The organism is Enterobacter sp. EGD-HP1 (genome assembly GCF_000733275.2).
In the GTDB taxonomy this organism is placed as follows: Bacteria; Pseudomonadota; Gammaproteobacteria; order Enterobacterales; family Enterobacteriaceae; genus Enterobacter.
Map to the genome: position 1 here is coordinate 60405 of NZ_AVOP01000014.1, position 23459 is coordinate 83863.

The 23459-nt window shown below is 55.1% G+C and carries 32 protein-coding genes and 2 pseudogenes; 32 read left to right on the plus strand and 2 right to left on the minus strand.

What is annotated here, in order from left to right:
- Positions 1-44: 44 nt before the first annotated feature.
- From N037_RS12295 to N037_RS12355, 14 genes and pseudogenes are all read left to right on the plus strand, one after another.
- Positions 45-2057 (plus strand): ParB N-terminal domain-containing protein, encoded by a 2013-nt coding sequence (locus N037_RS12295; RefSeq protein ID WP_032641233.1) that lies wholly within the window; start codon positions 45-47, stop codon positions 2055-2057.
- Between the two features lie 37 nt (positions 2058-2094).
- Positions 2095-2529 carry a conjugation system SOS inhibitor PsiB gene (psiB, locus tag N037_RS12300; RefSeq protein ID WP_032641235.1) on the plus strand — a complete coding sequence of 145 codons (435 nt, stop codon included), beginning with the start codon at positions 2095-2097 and terminating at the stop codon, positions 2527-2529.
- Positions 2526-3257 (plus strand): plasmid SOS inhibition protein A, encoded by a 732-nt coding sequence (locus tag N037_RS12305; protein WP_032641237.1) that lies wholly within the window; start codon positions 2526-2528, stop codon positions 3255-3257. Before psiB ends, N037_RS12305 begins: the two co-directional genes overlap by 4 nt.
- Positions 3254-3484, plus strand: coding sequence for a hypothetical protein (locus N037_RS12310; RefSeq protein ID WP_032641239.1), 231 nt, complete (start codon positions 3254-3256; stop codon positions 3482-3484). The genes N037_RS12305 and N037_RS12310 overlap by 4 nt, the downstream gene beginning before the upstream one ends.
- On the plus strand, positions 3481-3705 hold the full coding sequence (locus tag N037_RS12315) for a hypothetical protein (RefSeq protein WP_072163952.1): 225 nt from the start codon (positions 3481-3483) through the stop codon (positions 3703-3705). Before N037_RS12310 ends, N037_RS12315 begins: the two co-directional genes overlap by 4 nt.
- A 191-nt stretch (positions 3706-3896) precedes the next feature.
- Positions 3897-4049: pseudogene (locus N037_RS25225) on the plus strand (DUF5431 family protein); the annotation flags it as partial.
- Complete coding sequence (locus N037_RS12320; RefSeq protein WP_223256846.1) at positions 3994-4116, plus strand: type I toxin-antitoxin system Hok family toxin; 123 nt, start codon at positions 3994-3996, stop codon at positions 4114-4116. The pseudogene N037_RS25225 and the gene N037_RS12320, both read left to right, overlap by 56 nt.
- Positions 4117-4992: 876 nt before the next feature.
- Positions 4993-5307, plus strand: coding sequence for a hypothetical protein (locus N037_RS12330; RefSeq protein WP_032641243.1), 315 nt, complete (start codon positions 4993-4995; stop codon positions 5305-5307).
- Positions 5308-5367: 60 nt separating this feature from the next.
- A complete protein-coding gene (locus N037_RS12335) occupies positions 5368-5829 on the plus strand; it encodes a DUF1419 domain-containing protein (protein ID WP_050511252.1) in 462 nt (153 codons plus the stop codon).
- An 87-nt stretch (positions 5830-5916) separates the two neighbouring features.
- Entirely contained in the window at positions 5917-6117 is a 201-nt protein-coding gene (locus tag N037_RS12340; protein ID WP_032641245.1) for a hypothetical protein, read from the plus strand.
- Positions 6118-6157: 40 nt separating this feature from the next.
- On the plus strand, positions 6158-6949 hold the full coding sequence (locus N037_RS12345; protein WP_032641248.1) for an N-6 DNA methylase: 792 nt from the start codon (positions 6158-6160) through the stop codon (positions 6947-6949).
- Between the two features lie 42 nt (positions 6950-6991).
- The gene (locus tag N037_RS12350) at positions 6992-7327 is read left to right on the plus strand and encodes a hypothetical protein (protein WP_032641250.1); all 336 of its coding nucleotides are present in this window, start codon (positions 6992-6994) and stop codon (positions 7325-7327) included.
- Between the two features lie 686 nt (positions 7328-8013).
- Entirely contained in the window at positions 8014-8307 is a 294-nt protein-coding gene (locus tag N037_RS24010; protein ID WP_072163962.1) for a hypothetical protein, read from the plus strand.
- Between the two features lie 16 nt (positions 8308-8323).
- Positions 8324-9145, plus strand: coding sequence for a DUF932 domain-containing protein (locus N037_RS12355; RefSeq protein ID WP_032641252.1), 822 nt, complete (start codon positions 8324-8326; stop codon positions 9143-9145).
- Positions 9146-9173: 28 nt separating this feature from the next.
- Here the strand turns inward: N037_RS12355 and N037_RS12360 are convergent, their stop codons facing one another.
- Positions 9174-9713 carry a lytic transglycosylase domain-containing protein gene (locus tag N037_RS12360; protein WP_032641254.1) on the minus strand — a complete coding sequence of 180 codons (540 nt, stop codon included), beginning with the start codon at positions 9711-9713 and terminating at the stop codon, positions 9174-9176.
- Positions 9714-10286: 573 nt separating this feature from the next.
- Between N037_RS12360 and N037_RS12365 the strand changes: the two genes are divergently transcribed.
- Positions 10287-10682 carry a relaxosome protein TraM gene (locus tag N037_RS12365; RefSeq protein WP_032641258.1) on the plus strand — a complete coding sequence of 132 codons (396 nt, stop codon included), beginning with the start codon at positions 10287-10289 and terminating at the stop codon, positions 10680-10682.
- A gap of 32 nt (positions 10683-10714) precedes the next feature.
- Here N037_RS12365 and N037_RS12370 read toward each other — a convergent pair whose 3' ends face one another.
- Complete coding sequence (locus N037_RS12370) at positions 10715-11356, minus strand: Arc family DNA-binding protein (protein ID WP_032641260.1); 642 nt, start codon at positions 11354-11356, stop codon at positions 10715-10717.
- 197 nt (positions 11357-11553) lie between these two features.
- Between N037_RS12370 and N037_RS24630 the strand changes: the two are divergent.
- From N037_RS24630 to N037_RS12460, 17 genes and pseudogenes are all read left to right on the plus strand, one after another.
- Positions 11554-11908 (plus strand): annotated as a pseudogene (locus N037_RS24630) (type IV conjugative transfer system pilin TraA).
- 3 nt (positions 11909-11911) lie between these two features.
- Positions 11912-12214 (plus strand): type IV conjugative transfer system protein TraL, encoded by a 303-nt coding sequence (gene traL / locus N037_RS12380; protein WP_032641335.1) that lies wholly within the window; start codon positions 11912-11914, stop codon positions 12212-12214.
- Between the two features lie 6 nt (positions 12215-12220).
- A complete protein-coding gene (locus N037_RS12385; RefSeq protein ID WP_032641264.1) occupies positions 12221-12802 on the plus strand; it encodes a TraE/TraK family type IV conjugative transfer system protein in 582 nt (193 codons plus the stop codon).
- Positions 12803-12813: 11 nt separating this feature from the next.
- Positions 12814-13554, plus strand: coding sequence for a type-F conjugative transfer system secretin TraK (gene traK / locus N037_RS12390; protein WP_032641268.1), 741 nt, complete (start codon positions 12814-12816; stop codon positions 13552-13554).
- A 2-nt stretch (positions 13555-13556) separates the two neighbouring features.
- On the plus strand, positions 13557-14960 hold the full coding sequence (gene traB / locus N037_RS12395) for an F-type conjugal transfer pilus assembly protein TraB (protein ID WP_032641337.1): 1404 nt from the start codon (positions 13557-13559) through the stop codon (positions 14958-14960).
- 11 nt (positions 14961-14971) lie between these two features.
- Positions 14972-15451, plus strand: coding sequence for a hypothetical protein (locus N037_RS12400; protein WP_032641271.1), 480 nt, complete (start codon positions 14972-14974; stop codon positions 15449-15451).
- Between the two features lie 240 nt (positions 15452-15691).
- Positions 15692-16165 (plus strand): hypothetical protein, encoded by a 474-nt coding sequence (locus tag N037_RS12410; protein ID WP_032641273.1) that lies wholly within the window; start codon positions 15692-15694, stop codon positions 16163-16165.
- Positions 16155-16901, plus strand: a complete 747-nt coding sequence (locus tag N037_RS25080; RefSeq protein WP_055726128.1) for a hypothetical protein — start codon at positions 16155-16157, stop codon at positions 16899-16901. Before N037_RS12410 ends, N037_RS25080 begins: the two co-directional genes overlap by 11 nt.
- 194 nt (positions 16902-17095) lie before the next feature.
- On the plus strand, positions 17096-17626 hold the full coding sequence (locus N037_RS12420) for a hypothetical protein (protein ID WP_156369730.1): 531 nt from the start codon (positions 17096-17098) through the stop codon (positions 17624-17626).
- Positions 17627-17733: 107 nt separating this feature from the next.
- Positions 17734-18288, plus strand: coding sequence for a type IV conjugative transfer system lipoprotein TraV (gene traV, locus N037_RS12425; protein ID WP_032641275.1), 555 nt, complete (start codon positions 17734-17736; stop codon positions 18286-18288).
- Entirely contained in the window at positions 18285-18539 is a 255-nt protein-coding gene (locus N037_RS12430) for a hypothetical protein (protein ID WP_032641277.1), read from the plus strand. Before traV ends, N037_RS12430 begins: the two co-directional genes overlap by 4 nt.
- On the plus strand, positions 18536-21148 hold the full coding sequence (traC, locus tag N037_RS12435; RefSeq protein WP_032641279.1) for a type IV secretion system protein TraC: 2613 nt from the start codon (positions 18536-18538) through the stop codon (positions 21146-21148). The genes N037_RS12430 and traC overlap by 4 nt, the downstream gene beginning before the upstream one ends.
- Positions 21145-21558 (plus strand): type-F conjugative transfer system protein TrbI, encoded by a 414-nt coding sequence (gene trbI, locus N037_RS12440; RefSeq protein ID WP_032641281.1) that lies wholly within the window; start codon positions 21145-21147, stop codon positions 21556-21558. Before traC ends, trbI begins: the two co-directional genes overlap by 4 nt.
- Positions 21555-22190 (plus strand): type-F conjugative transfer system protein TraW, encoded by a 636-nt coding sequence (gene traW, locus N037_RS12445; RefSeq protein WP_032641283.1) that lies wholly within the window; start codon positions 21555-21557, stop codon positions 22188-22190. The genes trbI and traW overlap by 4 nt, the downstream gene beginning before the upstream one ends.
- Positions 22187-22579 (plus strand): hypothetical protein, encoded by a 393-nt coding sequence (locus N037_RS12450; protein ID WP_032638128.1) that lies wholly within the window; start codon positions 22187-22189, stop codon positions 22577-22579. Before traW ends, N037_RS12450 begins: the two co-directional genes overlap by 4 nt.
- Positions 22570-22848 carry a hypothetical protein gene (locus tag N037_RS12455; RefSeq protein ID WP_032641286.1) on the plus strand — a complete coding sequence of 93 codons (279 nt, stop codon included), beginning with the start codon at positions 22570-22572 and terminating at the stop codon, positions 22846-22848. The genes N037_RS12450 and N037_RS12455 overlap by 10 nt, the downstream gene beginning before the upstream one ends.
- Positions 22839-23384: a hypothetical protein gene (locus N037_RS12460; RefSeq protein ID WP_050511255.1), complete on the plus strand. Its 546-nt coding sequence runs from the start codon at positions 22839-22841 to the stop codon at positions 23382-23384. Before N037_RS12455 ends, N037_RS12460 begins: the two co-directional genes overlap by 10 nt.
- Positions 23385-23459 lie beyond the last annotated feature (75 nt).

The following is a 23459-nucleotide window of genomic DNA, read 5'->3' on the forward strand; positions in this document are numbered from 1 at the left end:
ATCCGGCCACGGCTAACCACAACTATCACTGAGAGGTAAAAATCATGGTCGCCACCAATACTACGGCAAAAAAACCAGCTAAGACCACCCGTCAGACAAAATCTGCGGAAAAAATCGCGCAGTCTACCGAGCAGAAGCTCGTCCAGTTGCTCGCTGATACGCCCGTGCAAATCTTCCCGTACTCCCGCCTGTCACACACGGGCTTAAACACGCGCATCATTCCGCATACCGATCAGGAAGTGGAAGAGATGGCAGACAGCATTCAGGCAATGGGCATCCTCCAGAACCTGATCGGTGCAGAACTGCCGGACGGTACGATCGGCATTGTCGGCGGGGAAGGTCGCCGCAGAGGCACAGGCATTCTGGTGATGCGCGGTGTGCTCGATGCAGACACGCCGTTTGTTCCGGTGAAAGTCCTGCCCGTTGAGATGGCTGTGGCGGCCTCGATGATCGAGAACGGTCGACGTAAAAACATGCATCCCGCCGAGCAGATTATCGGTTTTCGTACCCTTCAGCAGGAAGGTAAAACGTCCTCTCAGATCGGCGCACTGATGGGCTATCACCCGCGCCACGTTCAGCGCTGCCTGAAGCTGGCGAATCTTGCCCCCTCCCTGCTGGATGCGCTGGCGCGGGATGAAATCTCCGTTGAACAGTGTGAAGTCCTGACACTTGCTGATACCCATGAGCGTCAGGAGCAGGTCTGGAAAGAGGCTGTTGAACAGTGGCGCGATCCTGCCGTACAGACTCTGCGCAAAATGGTGACCGACGACAAGATGGCCATCAGTCACCCTATGTTTGAGTATGTGGGTGAGGAAGCCTATACCGCCGCTGGCGGTACGCTGACCGCCGACCTGTTCAGCGACAAGGACAGCACCTTTGCCGATGCGGCGCTGGTGAAATCTCTGCTGGCTGGCAAGCTCACCGTGCTCGCCGCTCGCGTTAAGCAGGAGCAGGGCTGGGGCTGGGCCGAGTTCCGTATGACGGAACTGCGTGCCAGCGGTGAGGACGGTGAACAGTACCGTTTTGCGATGCCGAAAGCTGTCCTGACGGAAGAAGAACAGAAGCGCGTCAGTGAGCTGGAAGAACAAATGGAAGCCACTGAAAGCTACGATGACGAATACGAGCTTCAGCAGGATATCGATGACATTTACTGCGAGGCGCAGTACCGCGAAGCCACGCCGGAATTTCGCGCCGCGCACGGAATCTGGGTGTCATGGGACGGTAGCAATTTTCAGGTTCAGCCTGGTATCCGCAAGCTGACCGACGAAGACCGGGTAGCTGAAGAACAGGCGCGTCAGGAGCGTGAAAGCAATGTGATCAGACACACCACGCCTGAAATTCCCGCCGACGCCTATCCGGCAACGCTGGTTAAGGCTATGTCAGCCGAACGGACTCTCGCCGTTCAGGCCGAACTGGCGGGTCGTCCCGACGTATCGGTGGCGCTGCTGACGTGGACGCTGTGTCTTGCGCTCTTTGATCGCACCCACGGCAAGCGCAGCGAACCGCTGAAAGCCTCCGTGTCCTCGAATCAGTATCACCTTGCATCACTGGCTCCATCCGGTGAAGAAGGGAAGGCGCTGACGGCGCTCAAAGCGCAGAAAGAGGCGCTTCAGGCAACGCTGCCCGAAAACTGGCATCTCGATTTCACCTGGCTGCTTTCATGGTCAGCGGAGCAGGTGAACACCCTGCTGGGATTCTGTGCCGCGCACGGTATCAACGGTATTCAGGAACGTATGTACAACCATACGCAGAAAAGCGAACTGGACGGGCTGGAAGCGGCGCTGGACTTTGACCTGCGCAAATGGTGGCAGCCGGATGCTGAGAGCTACTTCGGCAAGCTCACCATCGCCCAGATTGGCAAAGCCTACGAAGAAGCCGGACTCAGTGCCCGCGCCGGAGAGATTGTGAAGCTCAAGCGCCGCGATGCGGCGAAGGCCGCCGAGCAGGATCTGAATGCTCAGGGCTGGCTGCCTGACTGGATGGTGCGCACATCACCAGCCGCTGAGGCTGAAGAAGCCACCGAAACCGACGCTCACACCACTGACCACGCTGCTTAATACCGGAGGCCGCCGCCTTCGGGCGGCGGAAACAGACATGACCATGCAATATGACCTGAACCGAATCAACACACTGACCGCCACAGACCTGGAGTTTATCCGTCAGCAGGGCGAGGACGCGCGCCGCGCCCTCAGCGACGCCGTGACCTGCCTTCTGTCGACACCTGAAGGATGGTGCGTCTGCGCCGAGTTCCGCACCGAGTTCGGCGGCTTCTTCCCCGTCCAGTGCCGCTTCAGCGCGGACGGCAGCGATGACTGGCATCTGTGCGTGTGCAGCCCCGGCGAAGTCTCGCCTTACTGGCTTCTGGTGCTGCTCTCCTCCGGCGGTGAAGTGGTGCGTACCCTTTACCAGAGCGATACGCTCCAGCCTGACCGGATAAACCAGCTGATCGCGCAGCTGGCAGGTATGCGCCGCTTTAACTGCACAGCCAGCACAGTGGTGAACCTGATGAGCGTGGAGGTGACAGCATGATCCCGTCCTCACACGCGCTCGTTTCCCTGAAGCCAGCCCGTCAGGCTGCAATACAGGCTATCAGCCATGTTGAGTCTGCCCGCGAACGCGGTGCGCGACTGCCCTCCATGCCGTATGTGCGTACCTTTCTGCGCCTTCTCACGGGCAGCGGGCGTCTCAACGCCACGGTGGCCAATAAAATACCTGGCCTGCACTGGGTGCCAAATAACCGTCATTCGAACCTGAAACAGGTCGAGGAGGCGCTTAACACCATGATAGCCACCAGTGGTGAAGCCTGCCCGCTGCCGCTCACGATTGACGTTCAGGCCGAACTGTTTCCTGAAGTCATGCACACCCGCACGGGTCGACGGCTGCACAGGTCCGGCATTAAGACCACGCGCCAGCTGCGCCGCCAGTCCCGCGAGTACGAACAGCGCTGGAAACTGCGCCAGAACCTGCTGGAGCAGGCGAAAATCGATCTGAATTTTCAGTCACCGGAAACCGTCTGCACCTGGTACACCCGGTGGAGCGACGAGTTTGACGCGGCAGAGCTTGCCGGACCGTTCTGGCGCTGGCAGTCGCGGTTCACGTCGCTGAAGGAACTTGACTGGCTTCGCATCAGCGGTGAGCCGCTGTATGCAGTGATGTACGAAATCCCGTTCATCGTGCGGGAGACACCGGAACCTGTCCGTACTGCTGAGCGCTGGCAGGTACCGAACAAGCTGCGGTATCAGCAGGGGGCAGAATGAGAAATAACCCCTGCAAGACGGAGCTGAAAGTCGCGCGCAGCCAGCGTAACAAGCTCCGTACCATGTCGGCAAAGCTGAAAGAGATGTGCTGCGAGTGGGACGGACTCAGTGGCTGGCTGGAAACCGAAAGCGAGCAGCTGGCTGAGAGTATAGACAGGCATCTTGAGGCGCTCGAAGACCAGATCCGCGAGTGGTCAGAAGGTACGGATAACCGGGAGGGCTATTGAGCATTATCAGCCGCAGGTTCGACAAAAAAGAGACAGGAACCGTGTTCCGGCATGCTGAAAGCGGGAAGATCCTGTACCGCCTTGATGCCCGGCTGGAGCGGGATGACTGGGAAATGTTGCAGGCGTTGATCAGCCTTGTCTATAACGCCGGCGTAGCCGCCGGAAGCGAACAGCGAGCCGCTGATATTCGTGAGGCGCTTGGGATTTCAGGAGCTGAATGACGCGGAACAATGATGAGGATTTATACAGTTTTCAGACTGTTATTCCTGGGCAGATGATCGACAACGGGATATAATGGCGATGGCGCTTGAGGCTTTTTGCCTCATGACGTGAAGGTGGTTTGTTGCCGTGTTGTGTGGCAGAAAGCAGAAAGCCCCGTAGTTAATTTTCATTAACCCACGAGGCCCGCTGTATGTCTAGTCAACACCAGTATGGCCTCTTACCGTGCAATTTGCAAGGAGGAGTAAACCATGAAACTGCCGCGAAACGCCCTTATCTGGTGCGTATTAATCGTGTGTATAACGCTTTTGATATTCACGTGCCTGACCCGGAACCGCTTATGCGAACTCCGGCTAAAGGACGGGGACAGGGAGGTCGCGGCAAGCCTGGCTTACGAATCCAACGGTAAGTAGCAACCTGGAGGCGGGGGAAACCCCGCCTTTTCAGGAGCTGAGTTGGCCTGATATGCCTGAAGCGCCTTTATGAAGGGGTTGCCGGTTCGCCGGTAGCCCCTTTTTCCTTCCTGACGCGACCGCACGCCTGAACTTCCGGGAAGGGCTGTTCCCCTGCGGGGAACGGGGGAAGGGGGACGCGCCTTCGGCGCTGCCCCTCTGCTCCCTCCGCCTTGTCCACATTCCTGTCTTTCCTGCCTGATTTTGCTGAAGTCAGCGCGCCATGAGTTACCTGCCTGTACCTGGCTTCAGCCTGGTTTTCTCTGTGTTCTTCATCCCGGGCGTCATATCCGGCGTCCTGCTGGTTAACTTTCTCAGCTGCAGCTCAGTGGCCATAACCCGAAAACAGGGCAGGGCGATGGCCCCCTTCGGCTCCCGGCCAGCGCTGCTGTCCGGTCGTCGAGCCCCACTCCGCCAGGGCGGCTGCTGCGCACCCGCCAGGCTCCGCCGAACCCCTCCGGGTTTCGGGCCATACGGCTAGGGTCTGATGGCGAAGGTCAAGGGCTGCGGCTTCTCCGGCCGTGCCGTCCGGAACGCCTTCACCGCGCCGGCTGATGCCGTCGCTTTAAGGTCGCCACGCCGTTCCGACGTGTCGGGTGTGTGCATCCTGTTCCCCCGGTGAAGCCATCTCCCGTGTGTCCTCACGCGGAGGGCTTGTCGTAGCACCGTCGGGTCGTCATCCAAGGGGTGAAATGCACTCCGCCAAAACTTTTTGCGTGCCGCAAAAACTTTTGTCTCCGCCCCTTTCCTTCCTCCCTTCGCCATTGCTCCTTTGCCCTTTGCCGCGAGAGAACTCACCAGGGAGATGGACAACCATCACCACAGGAGAAAACCAGGATGCACACACGAAACGTCAACGTCAAAACCGCCGCTCCCGAATCTTCCAGGAAGATAGGGGGAAAAACCGTGTCGTACACGATCCTCGTCGCTGAGACGAAAAAAAACTCTGAGGAGGAATCGGACGTTCTGGAGTTCAGCAGCCTTGCAGAGCTGAAGAAACTGCGCAGACGCTGCCCCGAAACAATGCGCTGCACCTATTTCTACGCCCTCAGCAGCGGCGTCGATAAACAGTTCCGCCATATCCATGTGGCTGAAGCTGACCACTTCAAACAGTTTGTGCGCCTGATCGAGCGCGAAGGTATCGACATTTAAATCCGATTCACCCCGTGCGGCAGCCGCCGCACGGAACCTCATCAGACAGGAGCCAGAAACATGAGCGTTAACACCCCGACCGCTGCACCAATGGCCTTTTTTGTTCCGTCTCATAACGCCGTTTATGACCGGGCAACCCAGCTGGACGGGCAGTGGGTGACTAAGCGTGAAGCGAAAACGCTGGAATCCCTTCGCCGTCTCTATCCGGATGCGGAGCTGATCCCCGCGACTCTGGTACAGGAAAAGCAGAATGACGGCTATCGCCGTCCCTGGGCGGAAATCACCGAGGCCCGGTATATCGACCAGCTGGAAATACTGCCGCCAGTGGACTGGTGCAGGGGGTTTGGCGGGGAGTCGTTCAAATCAATGGAGTTTACGGGCGGGGATGTGACCGCAATTTTTGTCCGGTACGGCGCGCGTTTCTTTGAGTGCCATGACCTGCACACCCGCCATCACCGTGAGCTGATTGGCGACGTGATCGCACGTTTTTGTCTCGATGCGCCGCTGAATTCCGCGCATTAAAAAAGCAGGGTTGCCCCTGCTTTCTCAACGCCGGGTAGCCGCTGGAACGGTGAACCGGCAATCACAACCAAAGTAAGGAGATTGATCGTGAAATTTGACCCGCAAACTGTCGCACAGGCGAAGGCATTTGTAAATGCCCTCCGCGCCGGAAAACGCGCACGCGTCCCCGCGCTGCGCTTCTCACAGTGGCAGCAGTTTCTGTCCGTGGTAAATGCCGAAACGGGCTACGCCGCCGAGGCTGACTGTGGTCTGGCTGTCAGCGTCTATCCGGCGCTTGGACTGGCTTAACAGGAGGCGGCCGCCTGCGGGCGGCCGGTAAGGTGAAACCATGTCACAACTGAGTTTTGAATCCCTGTTCCTGGCAGACCAGGCTGATCCGAAGCCGCGGGCTTCCGCTCCTGTCCGGGTGCAGTCCCCAGTTGAGGCGCGTAAGCAGTTCGCCAGTGTGTTCCGTCAAACCGCGAAATATATGCGCCGTTCCGAAGTGTTCCGCGACTTTATCACCCTGGCCGCCAGCGGTCTTGATACAGCGAGCATACGCTCGCCAGAAAGCATCGAAAACAGCCGTCGCATCTGCGAACGGTATCAGCCGGACGATCTGGACGCCATGAAGCAGCTGTTCTGCCTGTTGGTGGAGGGGCTGGCGGGTGAAATTCATGATTTCCTCGGCGCTCTGTATATGGAGCAGGAGCTGGGCGCGGACGAAATGGGGCAGTATTTGTCCCCGTCCTGCATCTCCCGCCTGATGGCCGGACTACTCATGCCCGGCGCTCAGGAGACGATAAAGCGTGAGGGGTGGATGACGCTCGATGAGCCTGCCTGTGGTAGCGCCGGAATGGTCATTGCCTTTGCATACTGGATGGCTGAAGCGGGATATAACCCTTCACAACAGCTGTATGCCACCTGCACTGACATCGATCCAATGGTGGCAGATATGGCCTTTATCCAGCTGGCACTGCTGGGTATACCCGCGAAAGTCGTGACCGGTAATACGCTGACCCTGAAAGCGAACCGAGTGCGTTACACCCCTGTTTATTACTTCAATGACTGGCAGGGCCGTCTGGCATTTCGCAGTCGTCTGGATGCAATGAAAAAATTTCTGGCCACCGTGGCCGCCTGACTGACAGAGCGGCAGGGCTAACCTGCCGCAGGGAGAGAGAAAATGACAAGCAACACACTGAACGCTGTTCCGGCGACCGTGCTGGAGACGATGGCAGAACGCCTTAACGGTCAGCCTGAACCGCTAAAAATCCGCAGCAACGATGATCACGCCGCGCTGGCTGCAGATGTGCTCTGGAAATTTGCCCGTAAAACCGGGCTGAACAGGGAAAGCGAAAGCGTGCAAACTGTCATCACGGATTTTCTGGCCAATCTGCTGCACCTGTGCGAACAGTGCGAGCCGGACGGGGCTGGCATCGAGGGATTTAATGCCCTGCTGAATATGGCCATGATGCACTATGAGCAGGAAAACGGAGGTGACAGCGAAGAACCGAACTGAGCGGAAATCCTGGCCCCGGTGCATATCATCGGGGCAACCGCAAAAAACGCTACCCCTTCGGGGAAACGGGGAGGGCGAAAGCGCCTCCGGCGCTCCTGCCTTTCCCCGTTGCAGTGATTCTCTCCTCTCTTGCGATCATAACCGGCGTCCTGCTGGTTAACTTTCTCTGCTACAGCTCCGTGGCCATAACCTGAAAACAGGGCAGGGCGATGGCCCCCTTCGGCTCCCGGCCAGCGTTGCTGTCCGGTCGTCGAGCCCCACTCCGCCAGGGCGGCCGCTGCGCACCCGCCGGGCTCCGCCGAACCCCTCCGGGTTTCGGGCTGACGCTAGGGTCTGATGGCTAAGGTCAAGGGCTGCGGCTTCTCCGGCCGTGCCGTCCGGAACGCCTTCACCGCGCCGGCTGATGCCGTCGCTTTAAGGTCGCCACGCCGTTCCGACGTGTCGGGTGTGTGCATCCTGTTCCCCCGGAGAAGCCATCTCCCGTGTGTCCTCACGCGGAGGGCTTGTCGTAGCACCGTCGGGTCGTCATCCAAGGGGTGAAATGCACTCCGCCAAAACTTTTTGCGTACCGCAAAAACTTTCGTCTCCGCCCCTTTCCTTCCTCCCTTCGCCGTTGCTCCTTTGCCCTTTGCCGCGAGAGAACTCACCAGGGAGATGGACAACCATCACCACAGGAGAAAACCAGGATGCACACACGAAACGTCAACGTCAAAACCGCCGCTCAAGAATCTACCGGAAGATGTGATTCAAACCTCACCACGTCCCAGTTCACGGATCTGTTTTGCTGGGTCCTGGCAGCAACGGAAGGGGAGCCACAACCGGCAATTTTTACGCCGCCAGAGAATGCCACTGAGCTGACGTTAATAAATGACGAATGCCCGGACTATATCTCTGTCTGGGTTGTAGATGGTCGCCCGGTGGCAGCTGCAATGCCGCTGGATAATTTTCACCGCGTTATTTCTTCATCTCTAACTAAATAATCAGGAGTAAATAAAAATGGTCAGTTTCGCAAGCCGTTATCGTATGCCTACCTCGATCCGTAAAGACCGTCCGCTGACGAATGATGAATTACAGCGCATCGTTCCCAGCGCTTTCTCATCGGATAAACACGATTCACGCTCTGAACGTCATACGTATATACCGACCATTAACATTCTTGATCGCTTACGTGATGAAGGTTTTCAGCCATATTATGCAACTCAGTCACGTACACGTGACCAGGATAAACGCGACTTTACAAAGCATATGCTTCGCCTGCGCCGTCATGACCAGATTAACGGAAAAGAAGTACCGGAAATTATTCTGCTGAATAGCCATGATGGTTCAAGCAGCTATAAAATGATCCCCGGTATGTTCCGTCAGGTTTGCAGTAATGGTCTGGTTGCATGGAAGGATTTTGGTGAAATCCGCGTACCCCACAAAGGGGATATTGTCGGGCAGGTTATTGAAGGCGCTTACACGGTGCTGAAAACATTTGACGCGGTTGATGAAAATATTGACCTCATGAAAAGCATTCAGCTCACTTTGCCTGAGCAGCGCCTTTTTGGTAAGACCGCCCTGGAACTTAAATACGATGGAAAACCAGCGCCGATTACACCGGAGCAAATTATTAACCCTCGCCGTGTGCTCGACAGAGGCCAGGATTTATGGACCACGTTTAACGTGGTGCAGGAAAATGTGATCCGTGGGGGAATTCGTGGCAGAACGGAAAAAGGGAAGATGACCAGAACGCGGGAAGTCACCGGAATAGATGGTGACATCAAATTAAATCAGGTGCTCTGGAAAATGGCTGAGGAGTTTGCAAAACTGAAGGCCTGAAAATTAAGCCGCTCAACAGAGCGGCTTTTTACTGCCCGCTGTTAAGTGATGCTGTTTCTGCAGTTTTTATCTCATGCTCCTTACCCGCAGATGGCGCGAGACGTTCAGAAAGTAACTTTTTTCTGGCCAGTAATACGCGATATATATTTTTGATATCCTGTGCATAGGCCTTGCGCTGCGTAATGAGCTTTTTGCTCGGCCCCGTATTATACATCCCCACGCTGTCCCAGTTTTTTCCGTATGACCTGAAGTTGTGCGCGAGTACCCATGCACCCGTATAAACGCAGATACATGGATCATTCAACAGGCGCTCACGGGTAATATTGAAGTTTTTAAGTTTACCGTAATGTGAGCTGTTCACCTGCATCCCACAGACATCTTCTGTCCCATTCCTGTTTAATCCATTTATCGCATCTGGTACCAGATGGCTCTCTTTAATCGAAATTGACATAAGCAGAAGCGGATCAATTTGGTAATCTTTCCCGGCCTGATCAAAGCACATCTGCGGAGCTGCGCCAGCAGATAGTGAAAGAGTCAGCAAAGCAGCAGGCAGTAACGATATTTTCATGGTTTGGCCTTTTAGCGAAATAAACGGGCTCTGGAGAGGCGCTTTAAAAAATACCCCGGCGGATCGTCGTAATCAAGTAAATTCACTACAAACGCGCGTGAGCGCTCTTCTGATGGGATTTAACACCTGTCCGAAATAAACATGTCAGAACAGTAGGCGGTATTAACATGCCGCTCTTTACTAACCCTTTAAAACATCACACCCCACGCAAGACTTCGTCTTGCAGATTTTTCCTTTTATTTCAGTGGGATGTTTGTAAGAAATTTGCGCGATTTTGAAATGTGACCGCTTAATGTCGTACATACCGACACTACACTATCGTATAATCCTGATACCTGTTAGTTTCGGTATGTCACACATGTATCATACAATTGTAGACATGCTTTATTTACATTGAATTATATATCGCACAGTGTCACACTGTCGCACATCATAGTGCTGGATTGTACTACTGTATAGAACAGGAATTCACAGCAGTATCAACCAATTACAGCCTTGCACAGCAATCTGATAATCCACCAACAAGCCATACGTAGTGTCGGTTCCGACACTAACTTAAAACAGGTAAGAAATATGGGAAGAGTCGGCATCTACCTTAAAGATAAAATTGAACGTGAAGTTCGCGATATAGTTCAACAAGACCTGCAAAACGGTGCGAATGCTGGAGAAGCAAACATATCAGCCACCTGCAACGAATTAATCAGGCTTGGACTGCTTGTCTATAAACGCGATGGCGAGGATGGCAACCAGTTTGATATCGAAGGATATCGCAGAGACCTCATAAGAAAAGCAGCCGGCTCCCGCGAGGGCACATTCCTAATCGCCACATTACTTTCTGAGATGTATTTAAAAATGACAGGAAAAGACGGCGAGGGAAGCCTCGAAGATACGCTTAATATGATTATAACCGGCATTAACACAGCTGAGGATGAGGCAGAAGCCAGACACTTCATCAACGAAAAAGAATAAATCTGTGAGCCGGACATCCCGGCTCACATCGATCACAGGGACGGCTTTTCATCCCAGGGAAGGTCACTTTTCTCCACCTCCTTTATTTTTTCTTTCAGGAACACCTCGAACTCCATGCAAAGAACTTTAAGCGCCTGCACATCCTCGTTCTGGTCAAGTAACCTTTCCGTAAAATAACCCAGCGTATTCATCAGACGGGTGAGCATTTCGTCATTCAGACTACGGTTATGCACCTTCGCCATTGCCCTGATTTCATCCGCAAGGTTTTCAGGAATTCGCATGCTATATCCGGTTGTTTTCCCCGGAAGCAAAACTCTTTCACCCTCGCGCCACATCCACAATTGCTCCTGCTTGAGTGGGGTTTTAACTTCATCCACAACTTCAGCGGATTCACTATCAAGTAACTTCCCAAGCCACTCCTCGAATCTTACCGCTAGCGCTATGAGCCGCTCACCCTCCGCAGTTTTAATGACTGGCTTACCCGGCTGATAATTTAGCGACAATAAAAGCCTGGCAATAATTTCCTCATTCACACTCCTGTTGCCAGCTCTGGCACATATTCTCAGCTCCATAAGCAAATTATCCGGAGCACGCAATCGCCACTCCACCGCTTCACCTGGCTGGAACTTACGCGGACGGCCGCGACCATCCCACATTTTCTCTTTAACTTTCATAGCTATAGATCCCGGAGGCCATTTCCGAACTTTCTGGTCAACAAAGCCTACTCACTTACATATTCAGATAAATCTGAATGATTCCAAAAAAGTGTGACATGCGTCACAGTTTTTTTTTTTTAGGGTCATGGGACAATTGCGCCCGCGTAAACAAGCACTTACGCGATTCACTTTTGTTTACTTCGGAGAAAACAAACATGTTAACCAAAGGCAGTGCCCTTAACGTCGGTAAGGGATGGGCGGTAGCGTCTTTATTCCGCAAAGCACGCGAAAATCGCAAAGCTAAATTTTACTTAAAGTCAGCAGGCGCTTTTTTTAATTGCACTTATGGTCACTCACCCGGCATTCGCATCTGGTACTGACCTCCTTTCCTCACAAAACACCACGGTTAATTCAACCTTCGGTTCTGGTTCTTCACTGGTTAAATGGTTCTACATCGCCGAAATCATCATGGGCCTGTTTATTTACATTAAGGCCCGCTCACCACTGGTGTTCGTCGGTATCGTTATGGCAATCATCTTTACCCGTGTCGCCTTCGGCATCGCGAGCTAAATGATGAATGGGGAAGGAGATAAATATAACTTCCCGGAAACAATGAACCAGCAGGACCGTTATTTAGGCTTACCGATTGACGAGTTAATTGTTACCGCACCCCTATTGATTTTGGGGGTGCTTAACAACTTGTCACTTGAACTTGGTGTAATCGCGGGAATCCTCTGGTTTATCGTCAGATATCTGAAAAAAGGACAGGGGTCATACTGGTTGCTTAATTTCTGTTACTGGCACCTGCCATCACTTTTATTCAAAGTAACCTTTCGACAGATACCTGATTCAAGTTTCCGGCACTGGAGGGCATAGTTTTTCATGAAACTGAATATTAAAGGAGAGCGCGATAAACAACTCCGCTATGCGTTTATTGGTCTTTCAGCTTTAACTTTACTCATGGGCGCAGGGAATGTACTGACAGGGTCATTGGCATGGTATTTCGCCACAACCCAGAAAACCATCACCACGCCATTAACGTTTAACCGCCCATTTGCATCAGATTCTAAAAGTGTCGATGCGACCGGTCTGACACAGTTCGCCGCTTCCTTTATTTACTGGCGACTCAACGTTACCCCGGAAAACATCGAACATAACCAGAAAATGATTCTTGGATTTGTCCCATCCGCCGAACGGGACGTACTCAAGAAAGCCCTGGACATAGAAACTGAGCGCATCCAGAAAGCAGGCATCACCACCCAGTTCGACACGAAAGAAATTCGCGTCATGGATGATGGCTCCGTGCAGTACAGCGGGGTACTGAAATCCTCCACCACAAACGGCGCAATCATCACGCCACTGAAAGACCAGGAAAAAACCTACCGACTGAAACTGAGTTATGACAACGGTGTGATTAACCTCCACAGCTTTGAAGAACTCAAGCCGGTATCTTCCACTAACTGACAGGACTGCCCATGAAATTTCGCATTTCACCGGCAGCTGCTGCTGTGTTTCTGGCAGCGGGATTATTTACCAGCGGCCTCCGGGCCGCCTCCGCACCCGCAGCCATTCCGTTTGAGAACGACGCCGCCTTTAACGTCACCCTCAGCAACACCAACCCGAGCAAGGTTGTTGTAGACGGAGAACTCATTACCAGCATCAGCGGACCAACCGGTGCGTATGACCAGAGCCAGACCGAGGACGGAGCGCTTATCCTGTCTCCGCTTGTCGGCCAGAACTTCACCCTGTTTATCCAGACTGACCACGGTTCATCGCTGAGCCTGAACGTCAGGCCGCAGCCGGGTAACGGCAAAACACTGCGCTTCACCCCGATGTCACCACCACTTCGCAAGAACGACGATGCGAAGGCATGGGAAGAAGGGCAGACCTATGAAAAAACGCTGGTTGCGCTATCCCGCGCTGTAGTCAATGGTCAGGTGCCGGACGATTACCAGGAATACCCGGTCAGCCGGATGCCGGCTTACTCACCCGCCAGTGATGTACGCCTGACACCTGAACGCCAGTTTGTGGGCAACCACCTTCGCGTGGTGCGCTTCCGGATGAGCAACCCGAGCAGCATCACCCGCAGCCTCCGCGAGCGCGATTTCTGGCGCAAGGGCGTCCGGGCCGTAATGCTGTCGCAGAACCAGATATACGCTGGCGGAGAAGGGTATGCCTGGATTGTGTTCTCAGATGATGGAGACACCCGCTCATGACCATAAGCCTGAATGAAAACCTGAAAACCCGCCGCAAGCAGCTGGCCATCCTGGCCGCCGTCATCATTGGCGGCGCAGCTGCAGCAGGCGGCGTAATGTGGTACGGGCAATACCAGCAAAAACAAAAGCAACCCGCGCCGGTTGCAACACCAAACCTGACCGGCGTTGTGACCGCGACGTTTAACGAACAGGTCAACGATGCCGCGCTGACACAGCAGCAGGCAAAGACCTCCGCTCTTGAGCAAAACCTTGCCACGCTTGCTCAGCAGTTCGCGCAGAACAAGCTCACCACCGAGCAAAAGCTGGCTGAAAAGGATGCTGAAATTCAGCGCCTGAATGACCAGCTTACGAAAGCCCCCGGCAGCAACCAGACCACTGGCCAGCAGACACCACCTGCTGGCCAGAACGGAACACCACTCCCCGGTCCCGTTGCTGCCGGTCAGGCCCGACCACCCGAATACAATGTGACCCCCGCAGGTGCACCGGCCGCCACTGGTGTGAATATGGGGCAGGGCGCAGCGTTCTATCCGGGCGGCTCTGGCCAGCGCATGACAGGCGGTCTCTCGACAACAAAGTTCAGCTACGACAGCCTGAAGAAAAGGCCAACCAAACTCCCCTGGATTCCATCCGGCTCATTCTCTGATGCTGTTCTGATTGAAGGTGCCGACGCGAACGCCAGCGTCACCGGCCAGCAGAATACCAGCCCTGTTACCATTCGCCTGCAGGGCAACATTCAGATGCCCAACAACAAGGAGTTCAACGCTGACGGCTGCTTTATTGTGGGTGAGATGTGGGGCGATATCTCCAGCGAGCGCGGAAACGTCCGCACCCAGTCCATCAGCTGCATCCTGAAAAACGGCAAGCACGTTGACATGGAGTTTCAGGGACATGTCAGCTTCCAGGGTAAAGGCGGCATTCGCGGCAAGCCCGTTATGCGAAACGGCATGATTGTCGGCTACGCCGGTGCAGCAGGCCTCCTGTCAGGCTTTGGCGAAGGTATCAAATCTGCCGCTACACCATCCGTCGGCCTCGGTGCCACAGCGGATGTCGGAGCCGGTGACGTGTTTAAGCAGGGCATAGGCGGCGGGGCCAGCAAGGCGGCCGACACGCTGAGCCAGTACTGGATTAAACGCGCTGAGCAGTACCACCCGGTAATTGATATCGGCGCCGGCAATCAGGTGACCGTTGTATTCCAGAAGGGTTTCCGCCTTGAAACCATCGAGGACGCCGAGGACGCGAAAGCGAAAGAGGAACTGCAGAAAGCCGGCAACGCCGCGCAGAATGCCGTAACTCCGCAACCGGCGAGCCAAACCACCGCATCCAGTACCACCTCAGTCGGCAATATCAACCCGGATGACGTTCTCCGTCAGGCCAGTCAGCTGCGCCTCGGTGACACCATCAACTAAGGGAGCTGCATATGTCGTTTAAAACTGAGCTGGATGCTATCGAAGAAGACCTGAAGAAATGGCGTGCCGGTAAAAGGCTACATAAGTACCGGATATTTTGGTGCGCAGCAGCCATCCCGGGCAGCATGTTTCTCTACGGTGTTTTTTATCAACAGCCTGGATTTATCTTTATGGGCATGGTCCTCGGTTTCCTCTTGTTCGTGGCAGCGTCAGGCAAAATGGACGCTCCCGATAGCTGGGAAGGCCGAATCAATCAGGCATTACAGTCGGTTAGCCCGAGAGATAAAGACGCGTTCGAAAAACTGTGCCGCACAGTGAAAGAGAAGAGGGCAATAGAGCCTGATGACATTGCTGCATGGCTCAAAGACGAAAAAGAAGCGCGTGCGCTTTTCGAGCGTCAACGAGATGAGCAGCAACGCTACAGCTTCACTGAATGGCTGGATAAACGGGAGTCTGGCCAGAAGGCCGACTGTAATGGAGAGGGCAAATGAAAACAAAAGCGCAGGGGGGCGGGCCAGACTGCAAAGCAAAGGATGGGAACCGTCGTATAAGGATAACAGTTAACTGGCTCTATTCGATTTGTTGGGTCCTCTGTTGGGTGGCGGTGATTGCAATCATTATCAAAGGAGTACGGGAGGAATACGCATTTCGCATCTTTGGTGCAATCTTCATGGCCATCGTCCTGACTCGTATACGCCCCCCAATCTGGCCAGATAGCTAAGGAAGCCGAAATGCGTGACGACGAGCGTAATAACAGCCTGCTCAGGAGCATGCGGATACACATTGCTGAATGGGAGGCAGGACGCGCCACTCCGGAAGGAAGCCGGTTCATGTTTATCTGGCTTGTCATGTACCTTGGGACCGCGTGGCCGGTTCTCGCGTACTGCCAACTACTATGGGCGCTGGGTTTCCTGGTTATCTGGTTCTTTTCGAGTCAGTGGATATGCAGGCGAATTGTCCCTCGCTACAACGAAAGCTGGGCGGAGGTATTCGACAGGAAGCTTTCTGCTTATGAACCCCTGAACCTTTCTGCCTGGGAGCACCTGAAGCGTCAGACCGAAACGGAAGGCCTCACGGTAAGCAACGTCAGAAACTGGTATCAGCTGGAAGTGATGAGCGTCTGGCCAGAAAAGAAACCAGGCCTGAAGTTCCTCAGGAAGAAAAACTGCGCCGATAGCAAAAAGGACGAAGTGAATGAAGCATAAAACAGCAATCACACTCTCTCTGGCCCTGTTGTTCAGTACACCTCATCTTGCTGCCGCCGGGATGGTCAGCGCGCTGGACTCTTTATTTGGGCCTGCGACCGGACGCGGTGAAGAAAGCTTCCAGGTGGCAAAGAAAAAGGCCCTCGCTGATAAAGACCCCTGGCATGCCTGGCTGGAATTGTCTGCCAGTGACCCAGGCGATATCTCCAGCGATATTCGTGAACAATACAGCGAACTGGCAGCCTCACTGGTTCTGAGTGCAGCCCGGAAAAATAATCCGGATGCACTGGTCCTGGTGTTCAGCCGGGATGACGCACCGGGGTTTGTTGGCAGCCGACCCGAGCTCTATGAGCCACTCCTGATGCTCGCAGAAAAAGCAGCAGGAAACCGGAAGGACAAAGAGCTGTTAATGGCAGCCGGGGACATACTGCAAAAAGGACAGTGGACAATCAAAGACAGCCAGCGCGCGGCGGGTTACTACTCACGGGCCTGGCTGGCGGGAGAGAACAGCGCACCTGCAAAGATTTACTCCATCTACCAGGAGCTGCAGGACCCTGGCAGCGCTTATCTCTGGCAGCTTCGCTGCATCGGTAACTGCCGTATCTGGCAGGATGAAAGCCACTCTCCGGTGACCCAACTCCTGAACCCCCGCCAGATTCAGTGGATTCAGAAACAGGCACGGGATAAGACCGTCATAACAGTTAACGGGCTGGCAGCCCTTAAGGAGCTGCAATGAACATAATGTCCAGACGCCTTATGGCAGCAGGCCTGACCGCAGGGCTACTGCTCAGCACCTTAACTGCGCATGCTGGTAAAAGCCCTGGTTCTGGCTCAAGGTCTTTCAGCTCGTCCTCAACCAAAGGCTCTGCTGTACGAAGTTCCCCGCGACCGTCGACGTCAGGACCGGTCACGTATAAAAGCGCTGTACCCGTGACGCCGGTCAACCGTTTCAACTCACGGACACCTGAAAAAACCGGCAGCTACCGTTCTGTTTTGTCTCAATCGCAAACCCTTCCTTCAGAAAAGCTGCAGACAGTTATTCGGGAGAAAGAACGAAGCGGACCGGGCTGGATGGGAACCGCGCTGCTGGTCTGGTTATTGAGTCAGCACGACCTTTCCTCCTCTGATAAGGAGTGGCTAAATCAACAAATTGCGCAGGCGAAAAAAGAAAACCAGCAGATTCCGCCACCGCCTCCAGAACTGTCAGATGTGGCATTCAACTGGAGCTATCCATCTGCGTTTACACCTGGGGAAAAAGCGCTGATCGCCGTTAGTGCAACACAGGGCATCGCCGGTAAATCAGTCCCCGTGACCTGCGTAATGAACGGCTCTTACGGCGTTAAGGACGGTGAAATCACCCGGATGGAATGGACGCCCGATAAGGCCATGACAGCCGTGATGCGCTGTGAGGCCGGCGGGTTGAGTGACTTACGTATCTTTAGCGCAGGAGATATGAAATGACAGCGACTGCCAGAAAATTTTCACTGTGATTCAGAGCAACTGCAAATAATCGAAACTGAGTATTACCCCTCCCTGAATACCCCTTAAATTAAAACCGGAGTTACCCCATGAAAAAACTACTGGGTGCTGCACTGCTGTGCAGCGCACTGACCGGCTGCGCCGGTCTCAATTCTGATTTCGACTGCAACAAGACCGCAACCGACCAGTGCCTGACTACCGGTGAGGCCAACAAGCTGGCCGCTCAGGGTAAAAGTCTGGATGACCTGACGGCAGAGAAAACCGCAAAAAAGCCTGCGGGTGAAACCCTGCCGGCACTGCGCAATTCAGCACCGGTCGTGAATCCCTTCCGTCCTGTTTCCGCCGCAGCAACCGGAACCACCGCCGCTAAGCCTGTCGCACCGCGCCCCCTGACCACTGCGCCGGCGAAATCGTCAGGTTCGCTGGTCACGCCGCTGGACACGTCCAGTCATGCAGCCCCTGTGCCGGTTAACACGGCGGGCCGCGTTCCGGTTCAGCGTATTCCAGACGCCACGCAGCGCCTGTGGATTGCACCTTGGGTGGACACGGACGACAACTTTCATCAGCCGGCTGTGGTCGAGTTCGTGAAAAACAAATCCCACTGGGATGAAAGCTACCGCGTCATCGGGGAGGGAGGGGAATGAGCAGCCACTACATTTCCGGCAGGAACGGCGTCGAATATCTGGCGAAATCGTTAGTCCATTCACGGAAAGGAACGACGCAAATCACCGCCACACAGTCAGTCGATACCGACGATGAAACGCTGGCCGTTTTGAGCGTGAGCCGTGACTGGCAGATTAAAACTGCCGGTGATGCACCGTACACCGGCCAGATGAACGAAGAGAAGCTGCGGCGCCTGGAGTTGATCCGGGCCGCTGCGGAGGGCCGAAAATGAGTTTTGTCGACAGCCTGATGGATATGCTGAAAAACGGGAAAGAGGAAGACGGTGCAGCAACGGCCCGCAACAACCTTTCCCAGACCTGGGACTATCCGTCTCTGGTCGCTGCGCTGCCGTACCGGTATTACGACGACAAGAATGAAATTTTCGTCAATGCCGGCTCTGCGGGCTTCATTATGGAGGCCGCCCCGCTTCCTGGCGCGAACGAGCAGGTGATGGCCGCGCTCGATGACATGCTACGTAAGAAGCTTCCCCGCCAGACCCCTGTGACCGTCATTATGCTTGCCAGCAAGTGTGTCGGGGAACGCATCGATCGCGGCGTGAGTAACGACATGTGGAAAGGGGGGATGGCCGATCATCTCAATAAAATCACCCGCGCGTTCTGGCAGCGTTCCGCGCTGCACGGCCTGGCCAACGAACGGGAATACCCGCTCTACCTGCGTAACTACCGTATCTTTATTGTCTACGGTCAGCCCATTAAGCGCGCTTCCCAGGTGCAGCGGGTGATGGATGACCTGATTCAGATACGTAACACCATCCGCGTCTCACTGGGAGCCGCGCGCATCGACAGCATGAACACCGATGTGCACGCATTCCTGTCTGCGGTACGCGAGCAGATGAACTACCGTCAGGAACAGGTGCTGACGTCCTCCGGGGACTACAACGAGGATGAGAAGCTCAACCGCCAGGTGGTTGATCCCGGGATTGACCTGAAGGTGCATCCATCGCATATCCGGATGGAGCTGCCTGAAACCATTGACGCGCGCGGGACACGCCTGCCGGCATCGGCATGTCGCATCATCAACATGCAGCTTGCTAAAAATCCGCGTCGATTCGCGCTCTGGCAGGGGGCTGACAATCTGCAGAACCTGCGTTTTCCCGACCTCGGGATACCCTGTCCCTTTATGCTGACCTGGACGACGGCGCTGGAAGAACAGACCAAAAGTCAGAGCGAGGCTTTCCGTAAAGACCAGGACCTGTCTAAAAAGGCCAACTCAGCCTACGCTGCACTGTTCCCCAACACCAAAAAGGCTGCAGAGGAATGGCGGCGTACCCGAGAGCAGCTTCACAGTAATGAAATCGCGCTCTGCAATACCTACTTCAACCTGACCCTGTTCGCCCCGGATAACAATACCGAGGCACAGAAGTGTGAACTGGCCGCCGTCAACGTGTTCCGTAAGAACGAGCTGGAAATGGTGACGATACAGTACCAGCAGATGCGCAACTGGCTGGCCAGTTTCCCGTTCGTCATGCAGGAAGGGATGTGGGAAGACCTGAAGATGACGGGGGCAACGCTACGCTCCAAGTCATGGAACGCAGTGAGCCTGATGCCGGTCGTCGCCGAACGCCAGCTGTCCAACGTGGGTATGCCATTGCCGACCTACCGGAACCAGGTTGCATTCTACGACATGTTTGGTGAAGAGAACGGCAGTACCAACTTTAACATCGCCGTCACTGGCACGTCCGGGGCCGGTAAATCATTCCTGACGCAGGGCATTCTTCGTGACGTACTGAATGCCGGGGGATACGCCTGGGTTATCGACATGGGGGACAGCTACAAGAACTACTGTCACCAGGCCGGCGGGGTTTATCTCGATGGCTCTAAACTGCGCTTTAACCCGTTCGCCAACGTTAAGGACATTAATCATTCTGCGGAAGGGATTGTGCGCCTGCTGACGGTACTCGCCAGTCCGACGCAGCCGCTGGATGGCGTCTGTGAAGCGATCCTGCAAAAAGCGGTAATGGATGCGTGGGAGAAGAAGGCAAACAAAGCCCGTATCGACGACGTTCATAATTACCTGACCAATGAGGATGTGAACCAGGCGTTCGCAGACAAGCCGACCATCATCGCGCGCCTTGCTGAGCTGGCCATGTTGCTCGATACCTACTGCACCTGGGGGCCTGACGGAGAATACTTCAACGCCGACGCACCGACGCTCGATGGTGAAACCACCCGCTTCGCGGTGCTGGAGCTGCTGAGCCTGGAAGACAAGCCGAAGCTGCTCTCGTCCATCCTGTTCTCGCTCATTCTGGCGATACAGGAAAAGATGTACCACAGCCCGCGCGACCTCAAAAAAGTCTGCATCATCGACGAGGCCTGGCGTTTGCTGGGTGGCTCCAACCCACACGCGGCAAGGTTTATCGAAACCGGCTACCGCACCGTGCGTCGTCACCGTGGGGCGTTTATCACCATCACCCAGGGCATCAAGGACTTCAGCGCCAGTAAGGAAGCAGAAGCCGCCTGGAACAACAGCTCCACCAAAATCACCCTCTTGCAGGATGCGAAGGCGTTTAAACAGTACCTTGCCGATAACCCGGATCAGTTCTCGGACATGGAAAAAGAAGTTATCCGTGGCTTCCAGCCAGCCCTGCAGACCGGCTACAGCTCCCTGCTGATAAACGCCGGTGAATACAGCTCCTTCCATCGCCTGTTCGTCGACCCCGTGACGCGTGCCATGTTCAGCTCGCGCGGCGAGGACTTTGCTTTCATGCAGAAAGCGCAGAAAGAAGCGGGGGCGACAGCGGAAGAGGCGGCGTATCTGCTGGCGGAGAAAAAATACGGTAGTGAACTTCGCGAACTTGAAGAGTGGGTGAAAGCAGCATGAGTGAACAACAGGACAAGCCGTATAACGGCGACACCGTCCGCGACGGTGTAACGATAGCCAGCAAGACATCCCGCTGGGTTAAAGCCAGCATGATGGGGCTGGCGGGACTTCTGGTTATGACAGGCGTGGCATATGTGACGGCGAAAGCCGTCACCCCGGAGGTGGTGGTCTTCGACATGAAGGGGACTGTGGACCTCTTCATGCAGCAGTCCGCTCAGTTACAGCTCGATGAAAACAGGGCTAAATCGATGACCCAGCAGTTCAACGCGGCACTGACCGGCAGCCTGGATGCATGGCAGTCCTCACACAACGCCATCGTTCTGGTGAAGCCGGCGGTGATGAGCCCGCAGCGCGATATCACGAATGAAATTCGTGCTGATATTGCCCGACGCATCCAGGGGGGCCAGTGAAAAAACGACTGCAGCTGACGGCCATGATGCTGCTGATGCTTTCCGCCGGCAGCGGGGCGAAAGATCTCGGTACCTGGGGCAACGTCTTCGAGCCTGCAGAGCAGGACATGCTGGCGTTTATCCAGAATCGCCTGAAGGGAATGGAGCAGACGGGCGAGCTGGACCGCCTTCGCAAAGAGGCAACGGAAAGAGTGAAGGAGCATGCGGTGCGTCCGACACCGGTGGAAGGGCTCACGAAAGCGAAGGAATACCGCAGCTTTGCCTGGGACCCGACATTTACCGTGAAGGAAACGATCACAGACATGCAGGGCAACGTGATCGCCCGCAAGGGCGACACGGTCAATCCTCTGGATAAGGTGCCCTTCAGCCAGGTGCTCTTTTTTATCGACGGCGATGACAAGGAGCAGGTGAACTGGACCCGACAGCAGCTCGCCGGCCAGACCAGCGTGAAGGTCATCCTGGTGAACGGCAACATCAAAGAAACCAGTGATGCGCTGAATGAACGTATCTACTTCGACCAGTCTGGCGTACTGACCCGTAAATTCGGTTTTGAACACATCCCCGCGCGGATATCGCGCGACGGCCGCGTGATGAAAGTGGAAGAGATTCCGGTATCAGGAGCGAAAAAATGAGTGCAACAACGTTAGGTGACCTGTTTCCCGAAATGCGTCAGGCGGTCACATCCCATCGACGTTACGGCAGAAAACCACGCAAACCCGCTGAGATAACGCCGCGCATGGGAACAGCAGAACGACTGAAGACGCTTTACCCCGAAATTGACTCCTGGCATCCGGTACTGGTGACCAAAGCCTGGCTCCACTGGTGTGAGCAGAACCAGCAGGACAGTCGGGAGCCGTCTAGGCGTGATGAACGTTTCCCGGACTACATCATTCACCTCTTACTGGAGAACATGCGGGCCGAGGACAGCGCGAAACGTAAAAAGGGCCCGACGCTGTCACTTTCCGAGCGTCTCGACAGGTTGTTTGCAGGCGAAGGGCAGGAGAACGCCGAATGTCACTGATACACAATACCGCTGTGCCACCTGCGTCTCAGCTCATGACAGGCCACAATGCTGATACCAGGGGCTGCGACGAAACCGTGAAACAAATCAGTCAGCTGTACCCTGAAATCGCATCATGGCAACCGGCGTTGATCGCCGGTGCCTGGCATCAGTGGTGCGCGGAGAACCAGCGTCAGCCGATAGCGCCAGACGAACGTGATGAGGCGTTTCCCATGTACCTCGTCAGGCTTATCCGCAACAGAATGGAGGAGATGAACGCATGGCGTTAATCAGCTGCTTCACCGCCACTCAGGGGTTGCAGGGAGTGCTCACCTGTTTGCGCGATACCGAGGGCATGACCAGTATTCTGGTCGTCGTTGCACTACTCGCTGGCTGGATTGTTGTTCAGTACGTGGCATGTGCCCGACGTGAACGCCGGGCGTGGGAGAGCAGATCGGGAATCCCCGTCCCTCTCGTACTATTTGGCGGTGCCCGACATGCCGATGCGGTTCACGCCTTTGCTAACCGGGAATACTATCAGGTATTGCTCGCAGAGCTGGAAAAAGGCCTGACTGAGGCGGGCTATGCACTCACTCGCGATGAATCACTGCGCGTGACGATCCCAGAGGCCGACTGGCTACAAATTAGCCGCCGGATTATTCGGGCACGCCTGTGTTATACGGCACCGAGAGTCACTGAGGAGGCGATGCAGGACAGCGAAGATGCAGCAATGAACGATGGTTACGCCGGCTCGTGGCTCAGATTACTCATACGTGGCAGTGAGCGCATTGGCTGGTACATCACCAGACCGGAAAACAGCCAGTGATTAACCGCGCTGCCCTTCAGGATGTTCGGTGCTCACTGCGTTGCGCTCCGCCTCAGCCTGAATGTCATCCCGGTT

Coding starts and splice junctions, on each gene's coding strand:
- N037_RS24010 (WP_072163962.1), top strand. CDS start 8,014: ATGCACACACGAAACGTCAACGTCAAAACCGCCGCTCAAGAATCTACC.
- trbI (WP_032641281.1), top strand. CDS start 21,145: ATGAGTGAACAACAGGACAAGCCGTATAACGGCGACACCGTCCGCGAC.
- N037_RS12360 (WP_032641254.1), bottom strand. CDS start 9,713: ATGAAAATATCGTTACTGCCTGCTGCTTTGCTGACTCTTTCACTATCT.
- N037_RS12450 (WP_032638128.1), top strand. CDS start 22,187: ATGAGTGCAACAACGTTAGGTGACCTGTTTCCCGAAATGCGTCAGGCG.
- N037_RS12330 (WP_032641243.1), top strand. CDS start 4,993: ATGCACACACGAAACGTCAACGTCAAAACCGCCGCTCCCGAATCTTCC.
- N037_RS12430 (WP_032641277.1), top strand. CDS start 18,285: ATGAGCAGCCACTACATTTCCGGCAGGAACGGCGTCGAATATCTGGCG.
- N037_RS12355 (WP_032641252.1), top strand. CDS start 8,324: ATGGTCAGTTTCGCAAGCCGTTATCGTATGCCTACCTCGATCCGTAAA.
- N037_RS12365 (WP_032641258.1), top strand. CDS start 10,287: ATGGGAAGAGTCGGCATCTACCTTAAAGATAAAATTGAACGTGAAGTT.
- N037_RS12305 (WP_032641237.1), top strand. CDS start 2,526: ATGATCCCGTCCTCACACGCGCTCGTTTCCCTGAAGCCAGCCCGTCAG.
- N037_RS12385 (WP_032641264.1), top strand. CDS start 12,221: ATGAAACTGAATATTAAAGGAGAGCGCGATAAACAACTCCGCTATGCG.
- N037_RS12370 (WP_032641260.1), bottom strand. CDS start 11,356: ATGAAAGTTAAAGAGAAAATGTGGGATGGTCGCGGCCGTCCGCGTAAG.
- N037_RS12310 (WP_032641239.1), top strand. CDS start 3,254: ATGAGAAATAACCCCTGCAAGACGGAGCTGAAAGTCGCGCGCAGCCAG.
- psiB (WP_032641235.1), top strand. CDS start 2,095: ATGACCATGCAATATGACCTGAACCGAATCAACACACTGACCGCCACA.
- traC (WP_032641279.1), top strand. CDS start 18,536: ATGAGTTTTGTCGACAGCCTGATGGATATGCTGAAAAACGGGAAAGAG.
- N037_RS12400 (WP_032641271.1), top strand. CDS start 14,972: ATGTCGTTTAAAACTGAGCTGGATGCTATCGAAGAAGACCTGAAGAAA.
- N037_RS12460 (WP_050511255.1), top strand. CDS start 22,839: ATGGCGTTAATCAGCTGCTTCACCGCCACTCAGGGGTTGCAGGGAGTG.
- N037_RS12410 (WP_032641273.1), top strand. CDS start 15,692: ATGCGTGACGACGAGCGTAATAACAGCCTGCTCAGGAGCATGCGGATA.
- traK (WP_032641268.1), top strand. CDS start 12,814: ATGAAATTTCGCATTTCACCGGCAGCTGCTGCTGTGTTTCTGGCAGCG.
- N037_RS12345 (WP_032641248.1), top strand. CDS start 6,158: ATGTCACAACTGAGTTTTGAATCCCTGTTCCTGGCAGACCAGGCTGAT.
- N037_RS12350 (WP_032641250.1), top strand. CDS start 6,992: ATGACAAGCAACACACTGAACGCTGTTCCGGCGACCGTGCTGGAGACG.
- N037_RS12335 (WP_050511252.1), top strand. CDS start 5,368: ATGAGCGTTAACACCCCGACCGCTGCACCAATGGCCTTTTTTGTTCCG.
- N037_RS12455 (WP_032641286.1), top strand. CDS start 22,570: ATGTCACTGATACACAATACCGCTGTGCCACCTGCGTCTCAGCTCATG.
- traV (WP_032641275.1), top strand. CDS start 17,734: ATGAAAAAACTACTGGGTGCTGCACTGCTGTGCAGCGCACTGACCGGC.
- traL (WP_032641335.1), top strand. CDS start 11,912: ATGAATGGGGAAGGAGATAAATATAACTTCCCGGAAACAATGAACCAG.
- N037_RS25080 (WP_055726128.1), top strand. CDS start 16,155: ATGAAGCATAAAACAGCAATCACACTCTCTCTGGCCCTGTTGTTCAGT.
- N037_RS12295 (WP_032641233.1), top strand. CDS start 45: ATGGTCGCCACCAATACTACGGCAAAAAAACCAGCTAAGACCACCCGT.